This is a genomic window from Tepidanaerobacter sp. EBM-49 (assembly GCF_001896645.1).
Classification (GTDB): domain Bacteria; phylum Bacillota; class Thermosediminibacteria; order Thermosediminibacterales; family Tepidanaerobacteraceae; genus Tepidanaerobacter; species Tepidanaerobacter syntrophicus.
The window spans coordinates 1-18,104 of the sequence record NZ_MPPE01000054.1 but is presented as its reverse complement, the minus strand read 5'-3'; the positions used below and the strand labels follow the sequence as shown (position 1 = coordinate 18,104).

At 38.8% G+C, this 18,104-nt stretch carries 16 protein-coding genes; all 16 read right to left on the bottom strand.

The window, feature by feature from the left end:
• Positions 1-342 carry an AraC family transcriptional regulator gene (locus BUE08_RS09645; protein WP_059033457.1) on the bottom strand — a complete coding sequence of 114 codons (342 nt, stop codon included), beginning with the start codon at positions 340-342 and terminating at the stop codon, positions 1-3.
• A gap of 7 nt (positions 343-349) precedes the next feature.
• A complete protein-coding gene (locus BUE08_RS09640) occupies positions 350-1,696 on the bottom strand; it encodes a [Fe-Fe] hydrogenase large subunit C-terminal domain-containing protein (protein WP_083497758.1) in 1,347 nt (448 codons plus the stop codon).
• Positions 1,697-1,711: 15 nt separating this feature from the next.
• Positions 1,712-2,521: an ATP-binding protein gene (locus BUE08_RS09635; RefSeq protein WP_059033453.1), complete on the bottom strand. Its 810-nt coding sequence runs from the start codon at positions 2,519-2,521 to the stop codon at positions 1,712-1,714.
• Positions 2,521-3,150 carry a redox-sensing transcriptional repressor Rex gene (locus tag BUE08_RS09630; protein ID WP_059033451.1) on the bottom strand — a complete coding sequence of 210 codons (630 nt, stop codon included), beginning with the start codon at positions 3,148-3,150 and terminating at the stop codon, positions 2,521-2,523. Before BUE08_RS09630 ends, BUE08_RS09635 begins: the two co-directional genes overlap by 1 nt.
• Positions 3,151-3,269: 119 nt before the next feature.
• Positions 3,270-4,202, bottom strand: a complete 933-nt coding sequence (locus BUE08_RS09625; protein ID WP_274964170.1) for an FAD:protein FMN transferase — start codon at positions 4,200-4,202, stop codon at positions 3,270-3,272.
• Between the two features lie 139 nt (positions 4,203-4,341).
• Entirely contained in the window at positions 4,342-5,592 is a 1,251-nt protein-coding gene (locus tag BUE08_RS09620; RefSeq protein ID WP_213996597.1) for a DUF1015 domain-containing protein, read from the bottom strand.
• 142 nt (positions 5,593-5,734) lie between these two features.
• On the bottom strand, positions 5,735-6,709 hold the full coding sequence (locus BUE08_RS09615) for an ABC transporter ATP-binding protein (protein WP_273039759.1): 975 nt from the start codon (positions 6,707-6,709) through the stop codon (positions 5,735-5,737).
• Entirely contained in the window at positions 6,699-7,697 is a 999-nt protein-coding gene (locus BUE08_RS09610) for an ABC transporter ATP-binding protein (protein ID WP_213950970.1), read from the bottom strand. The genes BUE08_RS09615 and BUE08_RS09610 overlap by 11 nt, the downstream gene beginning before the upstream one ends.
• Positions 7,698-7,708: 11 nt before the next feature.
• Positions 7,709-8,620, bottom strand: coding sequence for an ABC transporter permease (locus BUE08_RS09605; RefSeq protein WP_059034290.1), 912 nt, complete (start codon positions 8,618-8,620; stop codon positions 7,709-7,711).
• A gap of 20 nt (positions 8,621-8,640) precedes the next feature.
• A complete protein-coding gene (locus BUE08_RS09600) occupies positions 8,641-9,567 on the bottom strand; it encodes an ABC transporter permease (RefSeq protein WP_059033442.1) in 927 nt (308 codons plus the stop codon).
• An 81-nt stretch (positions 9,568-9,648) separates the two neighbouring features.
• Entirely contained in the window at positions 9,649-11,307 is a 1,659-nt protein-coding gene (locus BUE08_RS09595; protein WP_059033440.1) for an ABC transporter substrate-binding protein, read from the bottom strand.
• 167 nt (positions 11,308-11,474) lie between these two features.
• Positions 11,475-12,899 (bottom strand): Asp-tRNA(Asn)/Glu-tRNA(Gln) amidotransferase subunit GatB, encoded by a 1,425-nt coding sequence (gene gatB / locus BUE08_RS09590; RefSeq protein WP_281743662.1) that lies wholly within the window; start codon positions 12,897-12,899, stop codon positions 11,475-11,477.
• 3 nt (positions 12,900-12,902) lie between these two features.
• Positions 12,903-14,366 carry an Asp-tRNA(Asn)/Glu-tRNA(Gln) amidotransferase subunit GatA gene (gene gatA, locus BUE08_RS09585; protein WP_286680827.1) on the bottom strand — a complete coding sequence of 488 codons (1,464 nt, stop codon included), beginning with the start codon at positions 14,364-14,366 and terminating at the stop codon, positions 12,903-12,905.
• A 25-nt stretch (positions 14,367-14,391) separates the two neighbouring features.
• Positions 14,392-14,682: an Asp-tRNA(Asn)/Glu-tRNA(Gln) amidotransferase subunit GatC gene (gene gatC, locus BUE08_RS09580; protein WP_059033406.1), complete on the bottom strand. Its 291-nt coding sequence runs from the start codon at positions 14,680-14,682 to the stop codon at positions 14,392-14,394.
• A 107-nt stretch (positions 14,683-14,789) separates the two neighbouring features.
• The gene (locus tag BUE08_RS09575) at positions 14,790-15,473 is read right to left on the bottom strand and encodes a DUF6391 domain-containing protein (RefSeq protein WP_213950966.1); all 684 of its coding nucleotides are present in this window, start codon (positions 15,471-15,473) and stop codon (positions 14,790-14,792) included.
• 134 nt (positions 15,474-15,607) lie between these two features.
• Positions 15,608-17,536, bottom strand: a complete 1,929-nt coding sequence (locus BUE08_RS09570) for an oxidoreductase (RefSeq protein WP_286680826.1) — start codon at positions 17,534-17,536, stop codon at positions 15,608-15,610.
• Positions 17,537-18,104: the final 568 nt, after the last annotated feature.

The window sequence follows — 18,104 nt, the reverse complement described above, 5'->3', positions numbered from 1 at the left end:
CTAAGTCTCCGATAACAATAAATTATACAGTATACCACAGAGCTCAAAAATCGATTTTTCGCTGGAATATATTGCAATATTTTCGGCTTCGGCCTTTTTTATGGTATCTTCGCCTACGGTTACACTTTCGGCAACAATTATTGCCGCAAGATTTAAGAGTGAGGCTACTGCTACTATATTCTGATGGCTTTGAATCGTTATCCAAACCTCATCTTCTTTAGCATGGGCCATGACCCAGCTTAAAAGGTCTGAAGCGTACCCGCCTTTAACTTTTCTATCGAGGTTTGTGATTTTTGTAACTAACTTTAGCGCGAGTAAATCTTGCATAGTTTTTAAATCCATTTATATTTCACTCCTGCCTTTCCTTTGCATCTAAGGTTGGAGGCAGCTTTTGTGCAAGATCATACATCTCGCCGGCCAGCTGCTTTACTCTGTCTCGCAGTTTAAATATACAATCTTCCTCATTCGCTTGTCCTTTTACAATATCTTCAGCCAGTGCCCTGCAGTTTGGAGAGCCACAGCTTCCGCAATCAAGGCCCGGCAAATCCTTTACAGTTTTTTCTAAAAGCTCCATCTTGCGGATAGCCTCTGACAAATCATCATCCAATTTCATTGAAGGCTTTGGTAAAATTGCATTTTCTAAGTCGAAATAACCCTTACGAAAATCTTCGATTACCTTTTCTTTCTTAATTGGGCTTTTGGTGCCCAGTTTTTCTGACAAACGTCGTATCTTGACTCGCGCAATATATTGGCTTTCAACTGCAAGTGCGCCGCCTATGCAGCCGCCTATGCACGCCTGGCATTCAATGTAATCTATGTCAGGGAGTTTGTTCATCTCAATTTCTTCTAGCACTCCAATGCAGTTGTGTATACCATCTACTGCCAGATAATTATCTCCGCCAATTGCTAAATTTTCTCCTCCTGCTCTGCCCCAGCCGATTCCAAGGCCGGAAGCTTCACCGAATATTGATGCCTGTTCTTCTTCATCATCTCCCAGATTTTTTACTATGTCTCCAAAAATCTCTGATATTGAGATTACTCCGTCTACCGACGATTTATTTAATCCTAACGGCTGCCTTACAGCAGTAACTTTAGCAGGGCATGGGCTTATAAAGAAGGCGCCAATTTCTTCGGGCCTCAATCCCATTTTTTCGATTATAATTTCCTTTGCTCTTTGTGCGGCAATTTCCATAGGAGGTTTCACCGGCATTATATTTTTTATAAGTTCCGGAAATCTCACCTGTATAAGCCGTAAAACAGCAGGACAGGATGATGAAATAAGCGGCCGCATTTCTTTGTGCGTATTAATATACTCACGAATTGCAATCGAAACTTCCTCCGCTGCCAAAGGAACCTGGTAGACTTCATCAAAACCGATTTTCTTGAGAGCGAAAATAATGCTTTTTATAGAAGCTTCTTTTTTAAATTGTCCAAAAAAGCTGGGGGCGGGAAGTGCAACATTAAATTTAAACTCTTTTAATTTAGATAAATTATCTGTAATTGCATATTTTGCACCGTTAGGACATATCCTTATGCACTCGCCGCAATCAATGCACTTATTCTCCAAAATATGTGCCTTTCCTTTTCTAACTCTTATCGCTTCCGTCGGACACCCCTTTATACAATTTGTGCAGCCCTTGCATTTATCAACATTAAGAGTAACAGAGTGATAGTACTCTTGTTGCAACGATATCACCAACTTTCAGCCACACTATAGGTAAACAACCATTCTGACCTTTGTGCCCTTTCCAACAACTGAATCTATCTCAAATACATCTGAGAATTTTTTCATATTTGGTAAACCCATTCCAGCTCCAAAGCCTAATTCTCTTATATGTGCAGGAGCAGTAGAGTAACCTTCTTCCATAGCCTTTTGGATGTCTGGTATACCCGGTCCTTCATCTTCTGCAACTATTTCGATGTATGAAGGTGTAATTTCAAAAACTAGCTGTCCTTTATATGCGTGTATCACTATATTCATTTCAGCTTCATATGCAGCAATTGAGACTTTCCGTGCGATAGCAGAATCTATGCCAAGCTGCTTTAAAATCATTTTTGCTTGTTCTGTAGCCCTGCCTGCATTGTTAAAGTCATTACCGGATATACTGTAAACGAGTCTCATAGTCTGTGACCGCTCTTTTTCTTTAGCTTTCGCGTTTTCTGCGGCCCTTCGTTCATCTACACGCTGTCTTAAGCCGGCTTCATATAAAATGCCGCATGCTTCATACAGCGGCAGCTTTGTATTTAAAAGGGGAATTTTAACCTGTTTTGCAAGACTTATAACATCAGCTGGCGGAACCTTGCCCCTGACGAACATAATCGCCACAAAATCGCTCATTACAGCTGTCTGGATAATCTGTCTATGAGTAAGTCCCGTAAGAAGCAAAGCATTTGTTTTAGTATCTGCAAGAATATCGCTCATCAGATCAGCACCGCACGCGCTGGTAACTTCAGCCTCTAAAAATTCTTCTCCCCACAATACATTAGCCTGAAGGAGCTCCTTTATTTCTGACAGCTTCATTAAATTTCCTCCAAATAGTAGGTCAAATATTCAAGTTGAGCAGATAAATCTACCCTCCTTAATACAATATTATCAGGCACCGTAATATTTATAGGAGCAAAATTCATTATTCCTCTTATGCCGGCTTTTACCAATTTGTCTGCAACTTCTTGAGCTGCTTGTGCCGGAACTGCAATAATACCAAGTTCGATTTTAAATTCTTTTACCTTTTCTTCTAAAACATCTAAATGATAAATATTTATGTTGGAAAGTTTTTTGCCTATTTTCTTAGGATCATTATCAAAAATGCATGATATGTCAAAACCTCGTTCATGAAAACCTTTGTACTGAGAAAGCGCTCTGCCTAAATTCCCGGCTCCTATGATTGCCACAGGCCAACGCTTGTCAAGGCCTAAGATTTTCATTATATGCATGTAAAGTTCTTTAGAATTATATCCTACGCCTCTTGTTCCAAATTCCCCAAAATACGCTAAGTCTTTTCGCACTTGGGCAGGAGTTACACCTGTGGCATCTGCAATACTCTGAGACGAAACAGTCGTTACTCCTTTTTCATAAGCTTCTATCAGATATCTTGAATATAATGATAAACGTCCAATTGTGGCGTCTGGAATTTTGGCTTTTTTAATCATCTTTCAAACGCTCCTTCGCAATTATTTTAGCATAACGTATTTGATTTTACAATAGAAAAAGTGAAATAAGTCACAATGTTATATTATTGTCAAATGTTTGTTAAAAATTTAACAATATGCTAAATATCTTCTTGTCCGAAAGTTTTATCTATTATCTTAAAATTATAATTTTTAACTCCCGAAGTTGCATATACCTTACGGTCAGTCGTTACAAAAATTGCTTCTACACCTTTTTGCCTTTCAATAAATTTTGTTCCTAAATCTAAACCCATAGAAAATACCATAGTTGACATAGCATCTGCATCTATTGAGCTTTCCGATATAATTGTTACACTTGCAAGACCGTTTTCTACAGGAAAGCCTGTTGCTGTGTCTAAAATATGATGATATCTTTTTCCGTTTTCTTCAAAATATCTTTCATATATCCCTGAGGTAACCAATGTTTTATCAGCGACTTCTAAGGTTGCAAAACTGCTTCCGCGTGGTTCAAAAGGATTTTGCACTCCTATCTTCCACAGCTTTCCATCCGGTTTTTTCCCTAGAGCATAGATATTTCCTCCCAAATCAATTAAACCACTTTTTACTCCGTTTTCTCTTAAAATTCGTGCCGCTTCATCGGCGGCATAACCTTTTGCAATTGCTCCTAAATCTAGAGCCATTCCTTCTTTTTTTAAAAAAATTGAGTTGCTCTTTTCATCCAGTAGCACTTGGGTGTAATCTACCAATTCTAGAGCTTTTTCTATTTCATCAGGTCTAGGAATGCGAGCTTTGTCAGTTCCTATTCCCCATAATTTTACCAAAGGCCCGATTGTTATATCAAATCTTCCCTGGGATAACCGAGAATATTCCAGCCCTTTTTTAACTACATAAAATGTGTCAGGGCTTACCTTGTAAGATTCCTTTCCTGCTAATTTATTTACTTCAATTATTTCACTAGAATCAGCATTTACTGTCATCTTACTTTCGATATCGCCAATTCTGGCAAATGCCTCATCGATACTAGAAGACGCATTTGGCCCAAATGCCTCGATTTTTATTATTGTATCAAGCATAAAATTTGTTTTTTCGATTACTTTCTCGTCTTCTTGGTTATTTTGGCAGGCACAGGCGCAAAGCGTACATATAAAAATTAAGAGAATAAATTTTGATTTTGCTTTACCGATATTGTGTTTCGCAGTGGATTCCTCCCTTTTAGTCTTCTAAAGAATGGATGAATATTCCGCTTTGCAGTTTGGGCTCAAACCAAGTAGACTTTGGCGGCATTATCAAACCCATATCCGCAATTTTTATAAGATCGTCGATAGGTGTTGGATACAGCGAAAAGGCAATACTTGCCTTTCTGCTGTCAACGAGTCTCGCTAATTCATCTATGCCTTTTACGCCTCCGACAAAATCAATTCTGTTATCTTCTCTTGGGTTTGTAATTCCAAAAATAGGTGATACTACAAGATTTTGCAGTATAGACACATCAAGGCTTCCTACGGGATCATTTTCATCAAAGCTATTTTCTCTTACCCTAAGTCCATACCATTTTCCGTTTATATACATTCCAAAAAAATGCTTGGCCCTTGGTTTAAAAGGATCTTTTCCTTCATAAACCAACTCAAAATTTCCTTCGATTTTCTCCAGCAATTCTTTTTCACTAAAGCCGTTTAAGTCCTTTATTACTCGATTATATTCCATAATAGTGAGCTGTTTATCCGGGAAAATTACTGAAAGAAAGTAATTATACTCTTCGTCGCCGGTATGATTAGGATTGCTTTGCCTCATTTCTAATCCAACCTTTACAGCTGCAGCCGCCCTGTGGTGTCCATCAGCTATATATAATGAACTTACTTTAGAAAACATTTCAGTCAATTTTTTGATAGTAGTTTCATCATCTACAATCCAAACAGTTTGCTTTACGTTGTCAACTGAAACAAAATCATAAATCGGTTTATGATTTAAAATCCATGATTTTATTTCATTGCTTATCTGTGGGTCTTCCTGATAAAACATCATAATCGGCCCGGTATGGGCTTTAGTATATTTTACATGGTTTATTCTGTCCTGTTCTTTCGCTTGAAGTGTGTTTTCATGCTTCTTTATAACATTGTTTACATAATCGTCTATCGAGGTGCAAGCCACTATCCCTTGTTGGATTTTTTCATCTCTAGTCAATTGATAAATATAAATACAGGGATTTTTATCTTTTTTATATACTCCTTCCTTAATCATCTGTGACAATTTTTCGCCGGCTTTTTTGTAAACCCTAACATCATACGGATCGACAGGTTCGTCGAAATCGATTTCCGGTTTATCCACATGCAAAAAAGAATAGTTGTTGTCTTTAACTAGCTTTTTTGCTTCCTCGGTTGTAACCACATCATACGGCAACGCCGCAACCTGTGCCACTTTATCTTTTGTAGGTCTTAATGCTCGAAACGGTCTTATTACTGCCATAATATTCCCCCCGGTGTCAAGATTGGTTTTGTCAAACTACAAATTAAGGCCATCAAGCAATACAAAGCAATCATTACCTGATGACCTGATTTTAGCATATGTAGCATTTGCCTTTCAACAATAAATAGTAAACTTGGTAAAATTAATATAAATGGCATGCAACAAAATGTTCATTACCGATATCTTTTAAAATTGGCTCTTGCTGGCTGCACACAGGCATAGCATATTGGCATCGGGTATGGAACCTACAGCCAGTTGGCGGATTTATCGGCGTTGGCACGTCACCTTCCAAAATAATCCTTTCTCTTTTTGCTTCCGGATCAGGAATAGGTATTGCAGAAAGAAGTGCTTTAGTATAAGGGTGGAGTGGATTTGAATAAAGTTCGTTTTTCTCCGAAACTTCAACTATTTTCCCTAGGTACATCACGCACACCCTATCGCTTATGTGTTTTACTACGCTTAAATCGTGGGATATAAATAAATAAGTTAGTTGAAATTTTTGCTGTAGTTCTTGCATAAGATTCAATACTTGTGATCTTACAGAAACATCAAGAGCAGAAACCGGCTCATCACAAATAATAATTTCCGGATTTACAGCAAGGGCTCTGGCTATTCCTATCCTTTGGCGCTGCCCGCCAGAAAACTCATGAGGATATCGCCGTATATGCTGGACATCCAGACCTACAATATTTAAAAGCTCGAGTATCCTTTCTTCTTTTTCTCGGCCTTTTGCAAGCCCAAAAATATCCATAGGCTCTCCTACGATATCGCCTACTGTCATTCGCGGGTTAAGTGAGGCATAGGGATCTTGAAATATAATCTGCATTTTTTTTCGTAGTTCCCTCATTTCTTCTTTTGTCAGCTCCAGTATGTTTTGGCCATTGTATGTAATCTCCCCTTCAGTTGCATCAATAAGCCGTAAGATAGCTCTACCCAACGTTGATTTGCCACAGCCGGACTCGCCGACAAGGCCCAAAGTTTCTGCTCGCTTTATAAAAAGGTCCACACCGTCTACTGCCTTAACATATCCCACTGTCTTTCGCAGCAAGCCGCCTGTAATGGGAAAATACTTTTTTAATCCCTTAACTTCAAGGAGTCTACCGTTTTTAAATTCCAATATCCTCGCCCCCTTCCCACTGGTCGCTGTATTTCCAGCAGCTCACCTGATGATTATTGCTGCTAATTAATTCCGGCTCACGGTTTACACATATATCTTTCGCTTCAGGGCAGCGCGGGTGAAATCTGCATCCTTTTGGCATGTCAAAAGGATTTGGCACCGTTCCTTCAATGACGTAAAGTTTTTCTCTGGGCTGATCTAGCCTTGGGATCGACTCCATAAGGCCTATTGTGTAAGGATGTTTCGGTTCCTTGAAAATAGTTCTGACATCTGCATATTCCACAACTTTCCCTGCATACATAACAAGTACATTCTCCGCCATTTCTGCTACTACGCCCAGGTCATGAGTTATGAGCATGATAGAAGTATTAAGTTTTTTCTTTAGGTCCTTCATCAACTCCAGTATCTGTGCCTGAATGGTCACATCTAAAGCTGTTGTGGGCTCATCTGCTATAAGAAGAGACGGATTACATGAAAGAGCCATTGCAATCATCACTCTTTGCCTCATGCCGCCACTCATCTGGTGTGGAAAATCATAGACCCGTTTTTCGGCCGAGGGTATCCCAACCAATTTTAACATTTCCACAGCTTTATCCATTGCCTGTTTTTTATCTAGGCCTTGATGTAGTTCAATTGCTTCTGCTATCTGCTCGCCTACTGTAAAAACAGGATTAAGTGATGTCATTGGCTCTTGAAATATCATCGATATATCATTTCCCCGAATTTTGCGCATTTCAGCTTCAGATTTTTTGAGAAGATTCTCTCCTCTGAATAAAATTTCACCATCCACAATCTTGCCCGGAGGGCTGGGAACAAGACGCAAAATTGAAAGAGATGTTACGCTTTTACCACAGCCTGACTCACCTACTATTCCAAGCGTTTCTCCCTCTTTTATGGAAAAGTCTACACCGTCAACAGCAGGAACAACTCCATCCTCAGTAAAAAAATATGTTTTGAGGTTTTTTACTTCAACTAAGTTTTTAGACATAATGCGCCTCCTTACTGCTTAAGCCGGGGATCTAGAGCATCCCTTAAGCCGTCGCCAAAAAGATTAAAGCCCAACACTAGTAGCATTATAGCTAAACCCGGAAATACAGACCACCACCACTGGCCTGAAAGAAAATATTGCTTGCCTTCGCTAATCATATATCCCCAGGCAGGTTTAGGGGGTTGGATACCGAATCCCAAAAAGCTAAGAGACGATTCGAGCATAATTATGCTTCCTATTTCTAAAGTTGTTTGAACTATAATAGGTGCCAAAATGTTGGGCAATATATGTTTTAGCAAAATCCTGCTGTCTTTTCCCCCCATGGCTGTTGCAGCTTCCACGAACTCCATCTCTTTTACTTGAATAACCTGGCTTCTGGCAACTCTGGCAAAAGACGCCCACGAAACTATACCAATAGCCATATACAAAAGAGGCAGACTTGGAGGCAGATAGGCTACAAGAGCCAAAACAAACAGCAAAAATGGAAATGCAAATATTACATTTGTCAGCCATGTTATAAAATCGTCAATGAAGCCACCATAATAACCGGCAATGCTTCCAAGTGCAACTCCTATGACAACTGATATGGCCGTAGCCGCAAAGCCTATCTGCAGTGAAATTCGTGCGCCATAAATTACTCTTGTGTAAATATCTCTTCCGTATACATCAGTTCCAAACCAATACTTAGCACAGGGTGGGCAAAGTCTTGCAGAGGGGCCCTCTGTCCAAATAAATTGTTCGTAAGGATCATATCGTGTTATATAGGGTGCAAAAATCGCAGCAAGACAAATAATTATAATGAGCCACATGCCAAACATGGCGAGCTTATTTCTTTTAAGTCTACTCCACCCATCTGCCCAAAGACTGCGGCCTTCCATTTTTTGATTAGGTTTTGTTTCTTTTTGCTTATTTTCTGCTTTCATTTCCATGATTCTACCTCCAATCAATCGTATTTAATTCTTGGATCAAAAAATGGATAGGAAAGGTCTACTATAAGGTTGGCTAAAACAAAGATAAAAGCCATGAATAGAACCACGCCTCTTATAACCGGAAAATCCCGATTTGTCAGCGCCTCTACGCTAAGTCTTCCAAGGCCAGGCAATGAAAATATCTGTTCTGTGATGACCACACCGCTCAAAAGACTTGCAACTTCAATACCGATTACAGTTACAACTGGAATTAAAGCATTGCGCAGTGCGTGTTTCATTATAACAACCCGTTCAGATAAACCCTTAGCTCTTGCAGTGCGGATATAATCTTGTCTTATTATCTCCAGCATGCTCGAACGGGTAAGCCTTGCAATGAGAGCTGCAGGTCTAAGTCCTAGAACAATTGATGGCAAAACATAATAAATAAGCTCGCCGTTTCCGGTGCCGGTCCCAGGAATCCAACCAAGTATCACACAGAAAAGCACCACAGAAAGCAGAGCCACCCAAAACACAGGCGCAGATATACCAAGAATCGCAAAGAACATCGCCCCATAATCAATCCACGAATACTGCTTTACAGCAGAAATAATTCCTAGAGGCACGCCTACGGCAACGGCTATAATTATAGCAAAAAATGCCAGCTTAAAAGTCACCGGTATTCGCGTTGCTATTGCCTCCACTACTGTCATATTATTTCTATATGAACGTCCAAGATTGAGAGTAAGGGCATTTTTCATAAAGTCGAAAAATTGGACAGGCAAAGGTTTGTCCAGCCCCATTTCATGCCTTATTTTTGCTATAGTTTCAGGATTACCCCTTTGCCCCATCATAATTCTGGCTGGGTCTCCTGGAACAATCGTGGTAAGTATAAACACTACAGCAATTACGCCTATTAGTACAGGAATTGCTCCTACAAGCCTTCTTATAACATAGTTTAGCAAATCCCCTTTCCCTCCTTTTACGATACTTTCGAAGAATTTGTGTATGGCTTCCTTAAATAAGGAAGCCATATGGTAAAACTTTTATTTTTGTATGTCAAGCTCGGTGTATTTAAGTGAATATGCTCCAAAGAAAGGCACTCTCATATTTTTAACGTATGGCTGAGCCAGACCATGAGTGGTATAGTGATATATAAAGAGCCACGGTGCCTCCTCGCGAGCTATCGCTTCAGCCTCTTTATATAGTTTTTCACGAACTGCAGGGTCTGTTTCTTTTCTGGCTCTTAAAGTTAGGTCATCGAATTGCTTATTGCTAAAACCTGTATAGTTGCCATTAGGTCCGATGTTATTTGAATGAAGCAAAACATATAAGAAGTTATCCGGATCCGGATAATCGGCAACCCATCCCATTCTAAAAAATGGAATTTCCAGTCTGTCTGCAGCATCTAACAATGCTCCCCAGTCTACGTTCTTTAATGCAACATCAATGCCCACCTGTTTAAATTGGGCTTGAAGGGCTTCGGCTATTCGCTTATGGCCTTCGCTGGTATTGTAAACCAGTTCAACCTTTATTCCATTGGGATAGCCGGCATCTTTCAAAAGTGATTTGGCTTTCTCAACATCATATGTGTATTTCGGTTGGATATTTTCATCATAACCCATCATTCCCGGAGGCAGCGGCCCGCTTGCCGGAAGTGCTCTGCCGTTCATAACCATGTTTATAAGGCCTTCTCTGTCAATTGCATAGTTGAAAGCCTGTCTAAGTGGCTTGTTATCTTTAAAAGGAGCCATTGTCAAGTTAAATCCGTAATAGTATGTTCCGAGCTCTGCTCTCTCAATGAAATTTGGCATTTTCTTGGCTTCTTCATAATACGGATCGTCTACTTCTTCAATTATATCAAAGTTGCCCAGTCCAAATTCCGTCCACTGCATTGCCAAATCAGTAACAATACCAAATTCTACACCGTCAAGATACGGCAGTTGGTTGCCATCTTTGTCCTTTGCCCAATAATTTTCGTTTTTGGAAAGAACGATTTTATCATCTTGGACCCATTGTTCAAATTTGAATGGTCCTGTTCCTACGGGATGGAAATTAAATTGTTCTGTGCCATATTTTTCTACGTCTTCTTTGGGAAGAACATTGAAAGTATTATACGCCAAAACGCTCAAAAACGGAGCAAAGGGATAATCAATTTCGATTTTTAAAGTATAATCGTCGATCTTGGTAATTCCCGCAATTTGTTCTGTTTTTTTGTCTTGATAGTCCTGATAGCCTTTAATCATGTCAAGGAAATAAGCCCTTGGTGAATTTGTATCTGGATTTAATATGTAGTTAAATGTCCAAATCCAATCATCGGCAGTTACTTCTCTGCCTCCGTTAGCTGTTGGTTTGCCTTCAATTGAGTCATGAAACTTGACACCTTTTCTTAGGTGAAATATATATTCTGTGCCATCTTCAGAAATGTCCCAAGACTCCGCTAAAAGCGGCTGTACTTTTCCATCATTGTCATAGTCTACTAATGTTTCAAATATCTGATAAATAACCCTTGCAGAAGAAGTGTCTGTTGCAAAAACCGGATCAAGCTTTGGCGGATTAGACATAACGCCTACTCGCAAAATTTTACTTTCGCTTTGCTGTGGCTGTGTGGTGCCTTCTTCGGCTGGCTTTTCGCCACCGCATCCGGCTAAGGTTGTAATAGCTAACAGCAAAACAAGTAATACTACCAGGCTTTTCTTTAACATTAAATCCCCTCCTGAAATTAAATTTTTTACAGCATCTTATTAAAACCCTTATTCTATATATTCGATAAATATCCAGAAAATCCTTTTAATTTTTTTGTATATTTATGCCGAGATTACTAAAAAAAGCTGTTTTAAAAACAGCTTTTTGGAGAAGTCATAAAAACTTATTAAATTTCTTTAAGCAATCTTGTAAGTATCGAGTTTACCATCTGGGGATTTGCTTTTCCTTTTGTCTCTTTCATTATTTGACCCACAAGAAACGACATTGCTTTTTCTTTTCCGTTTTTGTAATCCTCAACAGATTTGGGGTTGTTTTCAATGACCTTTTTTGCTATACTTTCAAGTTCCGCCTCATCGGAAATCTGTATAAGATTTTTTTCCCTTACTATGTCTTCAGGGTTTTTGCCTGTTTTAAACATCTCTCTAAAAACATCTTTGGCTATTTTGCCGCTTATAATGCCCTTATCAATCATTATTAGCATATCGGCAAGTTGTTTCGGTGTAAATTTCAGGTCTTTTATTCCTTCGCCGGTTTCATTCAAAACGTTCATTAATTCAACCATTATCCAGTTGCTGATTATTTTAGGATCATGATAATATTTTACAGTTTCCTCATAAAAATTCGCCAGGATTTTAGATGCAGTAATTATAGAGGCATCGTATTCCGGAAGGCCGTATTCTTTAATAAACCGCTCCTTTTTTACATTAGGAAGTTCCGGAATATGGTTTCGTATATCTTCTTTCCATTCATCAGTGATAATAATTGGGGAAAGATTTGGCTCCGGAGAATAACGATTACTTCCTTTACCACGCATAAAAATCGTGATTCCTTGCGCCTCGTCCCATCGGCGGGTTTCGCCATCGACTGTCCCACCGTTTTCTAAAATATCTCTCTGGCGTTTTTCTTCAAATTCAATAGCTCTCCTAACAGCTCTCAGTGAACCTAAGTTTTTCACCTCAACTCTTGTTCCCAGTTGTTCTGAGCCTTCAGGTCTAAGAGAAATATTAATATCGCATCTCATGGAACCTTCTTCGATTTTGCAGTCTGACACTTCTATATATTGGAGTATAGTCCTTAAATTGTTTAAATAAAGCCATGCTTCTTCTGCAGAACGCATATCAGGTTCTGATACTATTTCTATTAGAGGCATTCCTGCTCTGTTTAAATCTAAATGGGAATAAGATCCGCCTTCTTCATGAACCAGTTTGCCTGCGTCTTCTTCCATGTGCATTATTCTTATGCCGACTCGCTTTTTTTGGCCATTAGGCTCAATTTCTACATAGCCGTTTCGCGCAAGAGGTATGTAGAACTGAGATATCTGGTAGGCTTTTGGAAGGTCAGGGTAAAAGTAGTTTTTCCTGTCAAACCTAGAAAAATCTGCTATCTGGCAATTTAACGCAAGTCCTGCCTTAGTCGCAAACTCAACAACGCTTTTATTCATAAGCGGAAGTGCTCCGGGCATCCCAAGGCAAATGGGACAGCAGTGGGTATTTGGATCTGCTGCAAATTCAGTGCTGCATCCACAAAATATTTTTGTTTTTGTAAAAAGTTCAACATGCACCTCAAGACCTATTACGCTTTCATATTTCATCGCTCAAACCATCCTCTCCTTGATACGCCTTGTGTGATAACCATTATTTTGTTCAAATGCATAGGCTACTTGCAATATTCCTGCCTCATCAAATGCTTTCCCTATAATTTGAAGACCTACAGGAAGCCCTTTAGAAAATCCGCAGGGTAGAGATATAGCCGGCAGACCTGCAAGATTTACTATTGAAACACACAGGTCATTCATATGCATTTTAAAAGGATCATCAGAGCTTTCGCCTATCTTAAATGCCGTAGTAGGAGTTGTGGGAGTTATTAAAAAATCATATTTTTTAAATGCTTCGTCAAAATCTTTCTTTATAATTGTCCTTATTTTTTGAGCTTTTAAGTAGTACTTGTCATAATATTTTTCGTCTGACAGATAAGTTCCGAGAATAATATGCCATTTTACATCAAAACCAAAGCCCTCGCCTCTGGTTTTTTTATAAAAATCTTTTAAGTCCTGATAATCGCTAGATGTTCTATATCCATACCTTATACCATCATACTGGCCGAGTTCCGAGCTCGCTTCAGCGGCCAAAGTTACAAGATAGGCGCTCATGGCGTACTCAGCATTTTTCAGGCTTATTTCTTCGCATATACATCCAAGATCTTCATAAACTTTAATCGCATTTAAAACAGCATCTTTTACGTCTTTACTAACTGCTTCATGGTATAAGAGTTCTTTTGGAATGCCTATTTTTAAACCCTTTACATCATTCTTGAGCTTTTGCAGATAGTTATCTACCGGAATATCGGATGAAGTAGGATCAAAACTATCTTGCCCTGCAATCGCAGAAAGTACAATGGCGCAATCTGTCACATTTTTTGTAATCGGTCCTATAGTATCCATTGTTGCCGCAAGGGATGCAACTCCAAATCTTGAAACTCTGCTGTAAGTAGGTTTAAGGCCAACAACTCCACAGTAAGAAGCGGGTTGTCTTACCGATCCTCCGGTATCTGAGCCTAAAGCATAAATGCACTCATCGCTTGCCACTGCAGCTGCCGAGCCGCCGGAAGAACCGCCGGGCACTCGTGACAAATCCCATGGATTTTGTGTTGTATGGAAAAACGAAGTCTGAGTAGATGAACCGATTGCAAATTCATCCATGTTAGTTTTTCCTAAAATTATAGCATTCCTCTCTCTTAGCTTAGAAATTACAGTAGCGTCATATGGAGGCACAAAATTTTCCAGCATCCTTGAGCAGCATGTGGTCTTTAAGTTTTTTGTACATATATTGTCTTTTGCCGACATGGGAATTCCTGCTAGAGGGTCTGTAAAATCAGCTTTTTTATCTATTAATTTAGCTGATTTTAAAGCCCCTTCTTTGTCAATCGTAACATATGCCCCAATTTTGCTCTCGCACTCATCTATTCTATTTAATATATCTTCTGTCAGTTCTTGAGCTGTTATTTCTTTTTTCTTTAAAAGCTCATTTGCTTTTTCAATAGTAATTTCGTGAAGTTTCAAAACATTACCCCCGATCATATGTAACTTATTCTTCTATAATTCTTGGCACTAGGAAAAATCCCTTATCTTTTTCTGGTGCATTTGCTAAGGCCTTATCAACAGAAAGGCTGTCCCATATAGTATCTTCTCTGAAAACATTTTTGTCTGTTATCGGATAAACTGTCGGTTCAACTTCCTGAATATCTAGTTTACTTAGTGTTTCAAAAGATTGTTGCAACGAATCAAACTCTTCTGCAATTTTATTTCTCTCTTCTTGAGATAAAAAAATGTGGGCTACATCTGCCATACTTGAAATTGTTTCATCATCAATAAACACTGCTCTCACCTCTTATATTGTTTGCTTTAGAATGTATTTTATATTTTATCATACTTGCAAGTTAGCATACAATGTACCTTTACTCTTGCAAGAAATTTTTCGTGAACTTACTTAGCCTGATATGTCTTTATAAAATAGGAACGAGTTGGAGTAAACATGATTGTAAACGGAGAATTTCCATAAGGCGATTGCACATATATGTCTTGTATCGCCACATCGTCAACTTTGGGATATGTTGTAAAATATTTTTGCAAAACTCGACCAAAAGGCTTTGCCAGTATATTTGCGAGCAAAAAGGCCAAGATAACGTTTATCAAAGACAAATGATGTCCATAAAAAAGCACGATTATAAAGGCTAGAGAAAATAAGAAATTGGCTGCGGCAATGGAGGTTCCACACCTTGGATGTATAGCCAGATCTGTTTCTCCATTTATCATACGGAATTGAGCTTCCTTTACAGCGCTCATGACTTCATAAATAGGCGGAAGATCCGGCCCCGAAAGGGAAAAACCGTTAGAATATGCAAGTCCGCCGGCTTGCAGAGGTCTTCCGTATCGCTGCTCAAGCACATTTATAGTTGCGTGCTCCAAACTATGATTTTTTCTGACTCTTCGATCTGTAGCAATCTTTATAATTTGCCACGGAATCGTAATTATATTATAGAAAGAGTTAAAAACAATAACATATGGAAGCAAAAATAAAAAGCCTATTCCAAGAAAAATCAGCATCGGCAAAAGCAAATAAGGAAAAAGTATGGCTAACATTAAAAATATCAGCAGTGATATGAGCATCGGAACAACCTCCTTGCGATTTATCTTATGTTATTATAACATATCCGGCAGATTGTGTGAAAAAAATAAATGCTTGGCAGACACGTACTTATATAACCGCCAAGCATTTATTAATTTCAACTTCTCTTAAAAACCTATAGATTTATAGCTGCTTCATAACCTTCCGCTATAGCTTCTAATGCTTTTCTAGGCTTTTTAGCATCTCCTACAACATATACCTCATCTACTACACCCTCTATTGCCTCAGCAAGTTCATTTACCGGCGATGTTCCTACTGCTATAATTATTGTGTCAAATCCTGAAAGCGTTTTTTCTCCTTCAGGAGTCTCGATTATTGCACCATCCTGTGTTATCTCCTTAACTGGTGAATTAGTGATTATGTTTACTCCATGATGGAAAAATCTGTCCATTAAGAAGTATTTAGGACCAAGACCAATATCTTTTGCTATGTCATCTAACATTTCCACAATCGTAACCTTACGTCCATACTCTAGTAATAAATCAGTTGTTTCACAACCAACAATTCCACCGCCTATTACCAAAACATTTTTACCTGCTACTTTGTTAAATTCCAACACATCCTTGGCAGTTACAACATTTTCTTTATCAATTCCGGGGATGTTTGGTATTAGAGGTTTGCCGCCAGTGGCTACTATTACTGCGTCTGGTTTTAATTCTTTTACCAAATCTTTAGTAACCTCAGTATTCAGCCTCACATCTATATTGCTTTTTTCAACCTGAGTTACAAAATATTTTAATCCGCGGGATATTTCCTGTTTACCCGGAGGCACGCATGCAAGAAGGAATTGGCCTCCTAGTTCTCCTGATTTTTCGCAAAGGATAACTTCATGACCTTTAGATGATGCCGTAAGAGCTGCTTCAAGGCCGGCAGGTCCGCCCCCTGCAATAAGAACTTCTTTAGGATTTTCAACCTTTTCTCTCTTTATTTCAGCCTCTCTTCCTGCTTCAGGATTCATAAGGCAGGAAACTCCTCCGCCCGTCATTAAAAGTTTATCTATACAGCCTTGATTGCAAGATATACACCAGCGTATATCATCGATTTTTCCATCTTTAATCTTATTTGGCAATTCAGGATCGCAAATCAAGCCCCTGCCAATAGCGATAATATCAGCTTTATTGTTTTCCAATACACTTTCTGCTATATATGGATCATTTAACTTTCCTACAACGATTACCGGCACATTTACAGCTTTTTTGATTTTAGCGGCAGCTTCCACATTAAGTCCCGGCTCAACTCCCATTGGAGCTATGAGATATGAAAATAGATTGTCGTAGACTCCGGTAGATATGCTAAGACAATCTGCTCCAGCTTCTACTAGCATAGGCGCAATCGCTACAGATTCAGCTACTTTTCTGCCTCCCCACACTCTTTCATCTGCAGAATATCTAAATATAATGGGAAAATCCGGTCCCACTTCTTTTCTGACAGCTTTTATTATCTCTATTGCAAACCTCATCCTGCCTTCAAGATCACCGCCCCATTTATCACTTCTCCTGTTTGAATAAGCTGACATAAACTGAGCGATTAAATAGCCATGTGCCCCGTGTATTTCTACAGCATCTAATCCTGCTTCCTTTGCCCTCCTTGCTCCTTGCGCATAGTTGTCTATTGCTTGGTATATTTCTTCTTCTGTCATTACCGAAGGAATATCTTGGCAAAGGGGGCATGATATCTTAGATGGCGCCTTCGGCGGTTTAATGCCCTGATAAGATGCTTGGCGCCCGGGATGATGTAATTGGACACATAGTTTAGAACCTTCTTTATGTATCCTTTTTGCAAGTTTCTCCCATCCCGGAATCAGCCTATCATCGTATATGCCTAACATCCCCGGATCTGCTGTGTACGAGTCTATTTCCGTTACTTCAGTTTCAATCAAAGCAGCACCACCTCTTGCTCGTGCTGCATAATACTCTATATTTCTTTCCGATACACTATTGTCTTCATTGGCAAGTATTGTACCCATAGGTGGCATAACTATTCTGTTTTTAAGCTCCATTCTGTTAATTCTTATGGGTTTTAATAAGCAATCAAATGAACTCATAAATTTTTACCTCCATATCAATTTTATTATTAACACTTATTTAAGTATTCTATATTAATAGTAAAAATCCTGCAAAACTACCAGAAATTTAGTATCAAGCAAACTGATTATAATTATAGAATTTATTTTCAATATCAGCTGCATCCTTTAAAATTTAAAATAGGGTAAATTTTTTAAGACCTCTATGAACAGTTGATGTGCTGCATTTTCTGCCAGGCCTTTATCCCTTAAAGGCATTAGCTATTTTAAGCATTGACGCCTTGTAATCTTTGTAAAGCAGTTTAACTTCATAGCTATCGTCATCGCTTTTGTAAATTGTAGAACAAAAAAGTATATGCATCTGCCCTTGTTTTAAAAGATGGCATTTATAGATATATGGTTTTCTTCTTTCAAAGCCTCGATTTTGTCCATGATTTTGAAATAAAAAAGCCATAAACGAACAAACAATTCGTTTACAGCCCTAATAGAACATCTGATGCTCTAGATTCCCCTTACCCACCCTCGCTTTAAATTATAAATTAGTACATGGTAGTAACAATAACAATCTATTTGTACTGGTGTAACATTT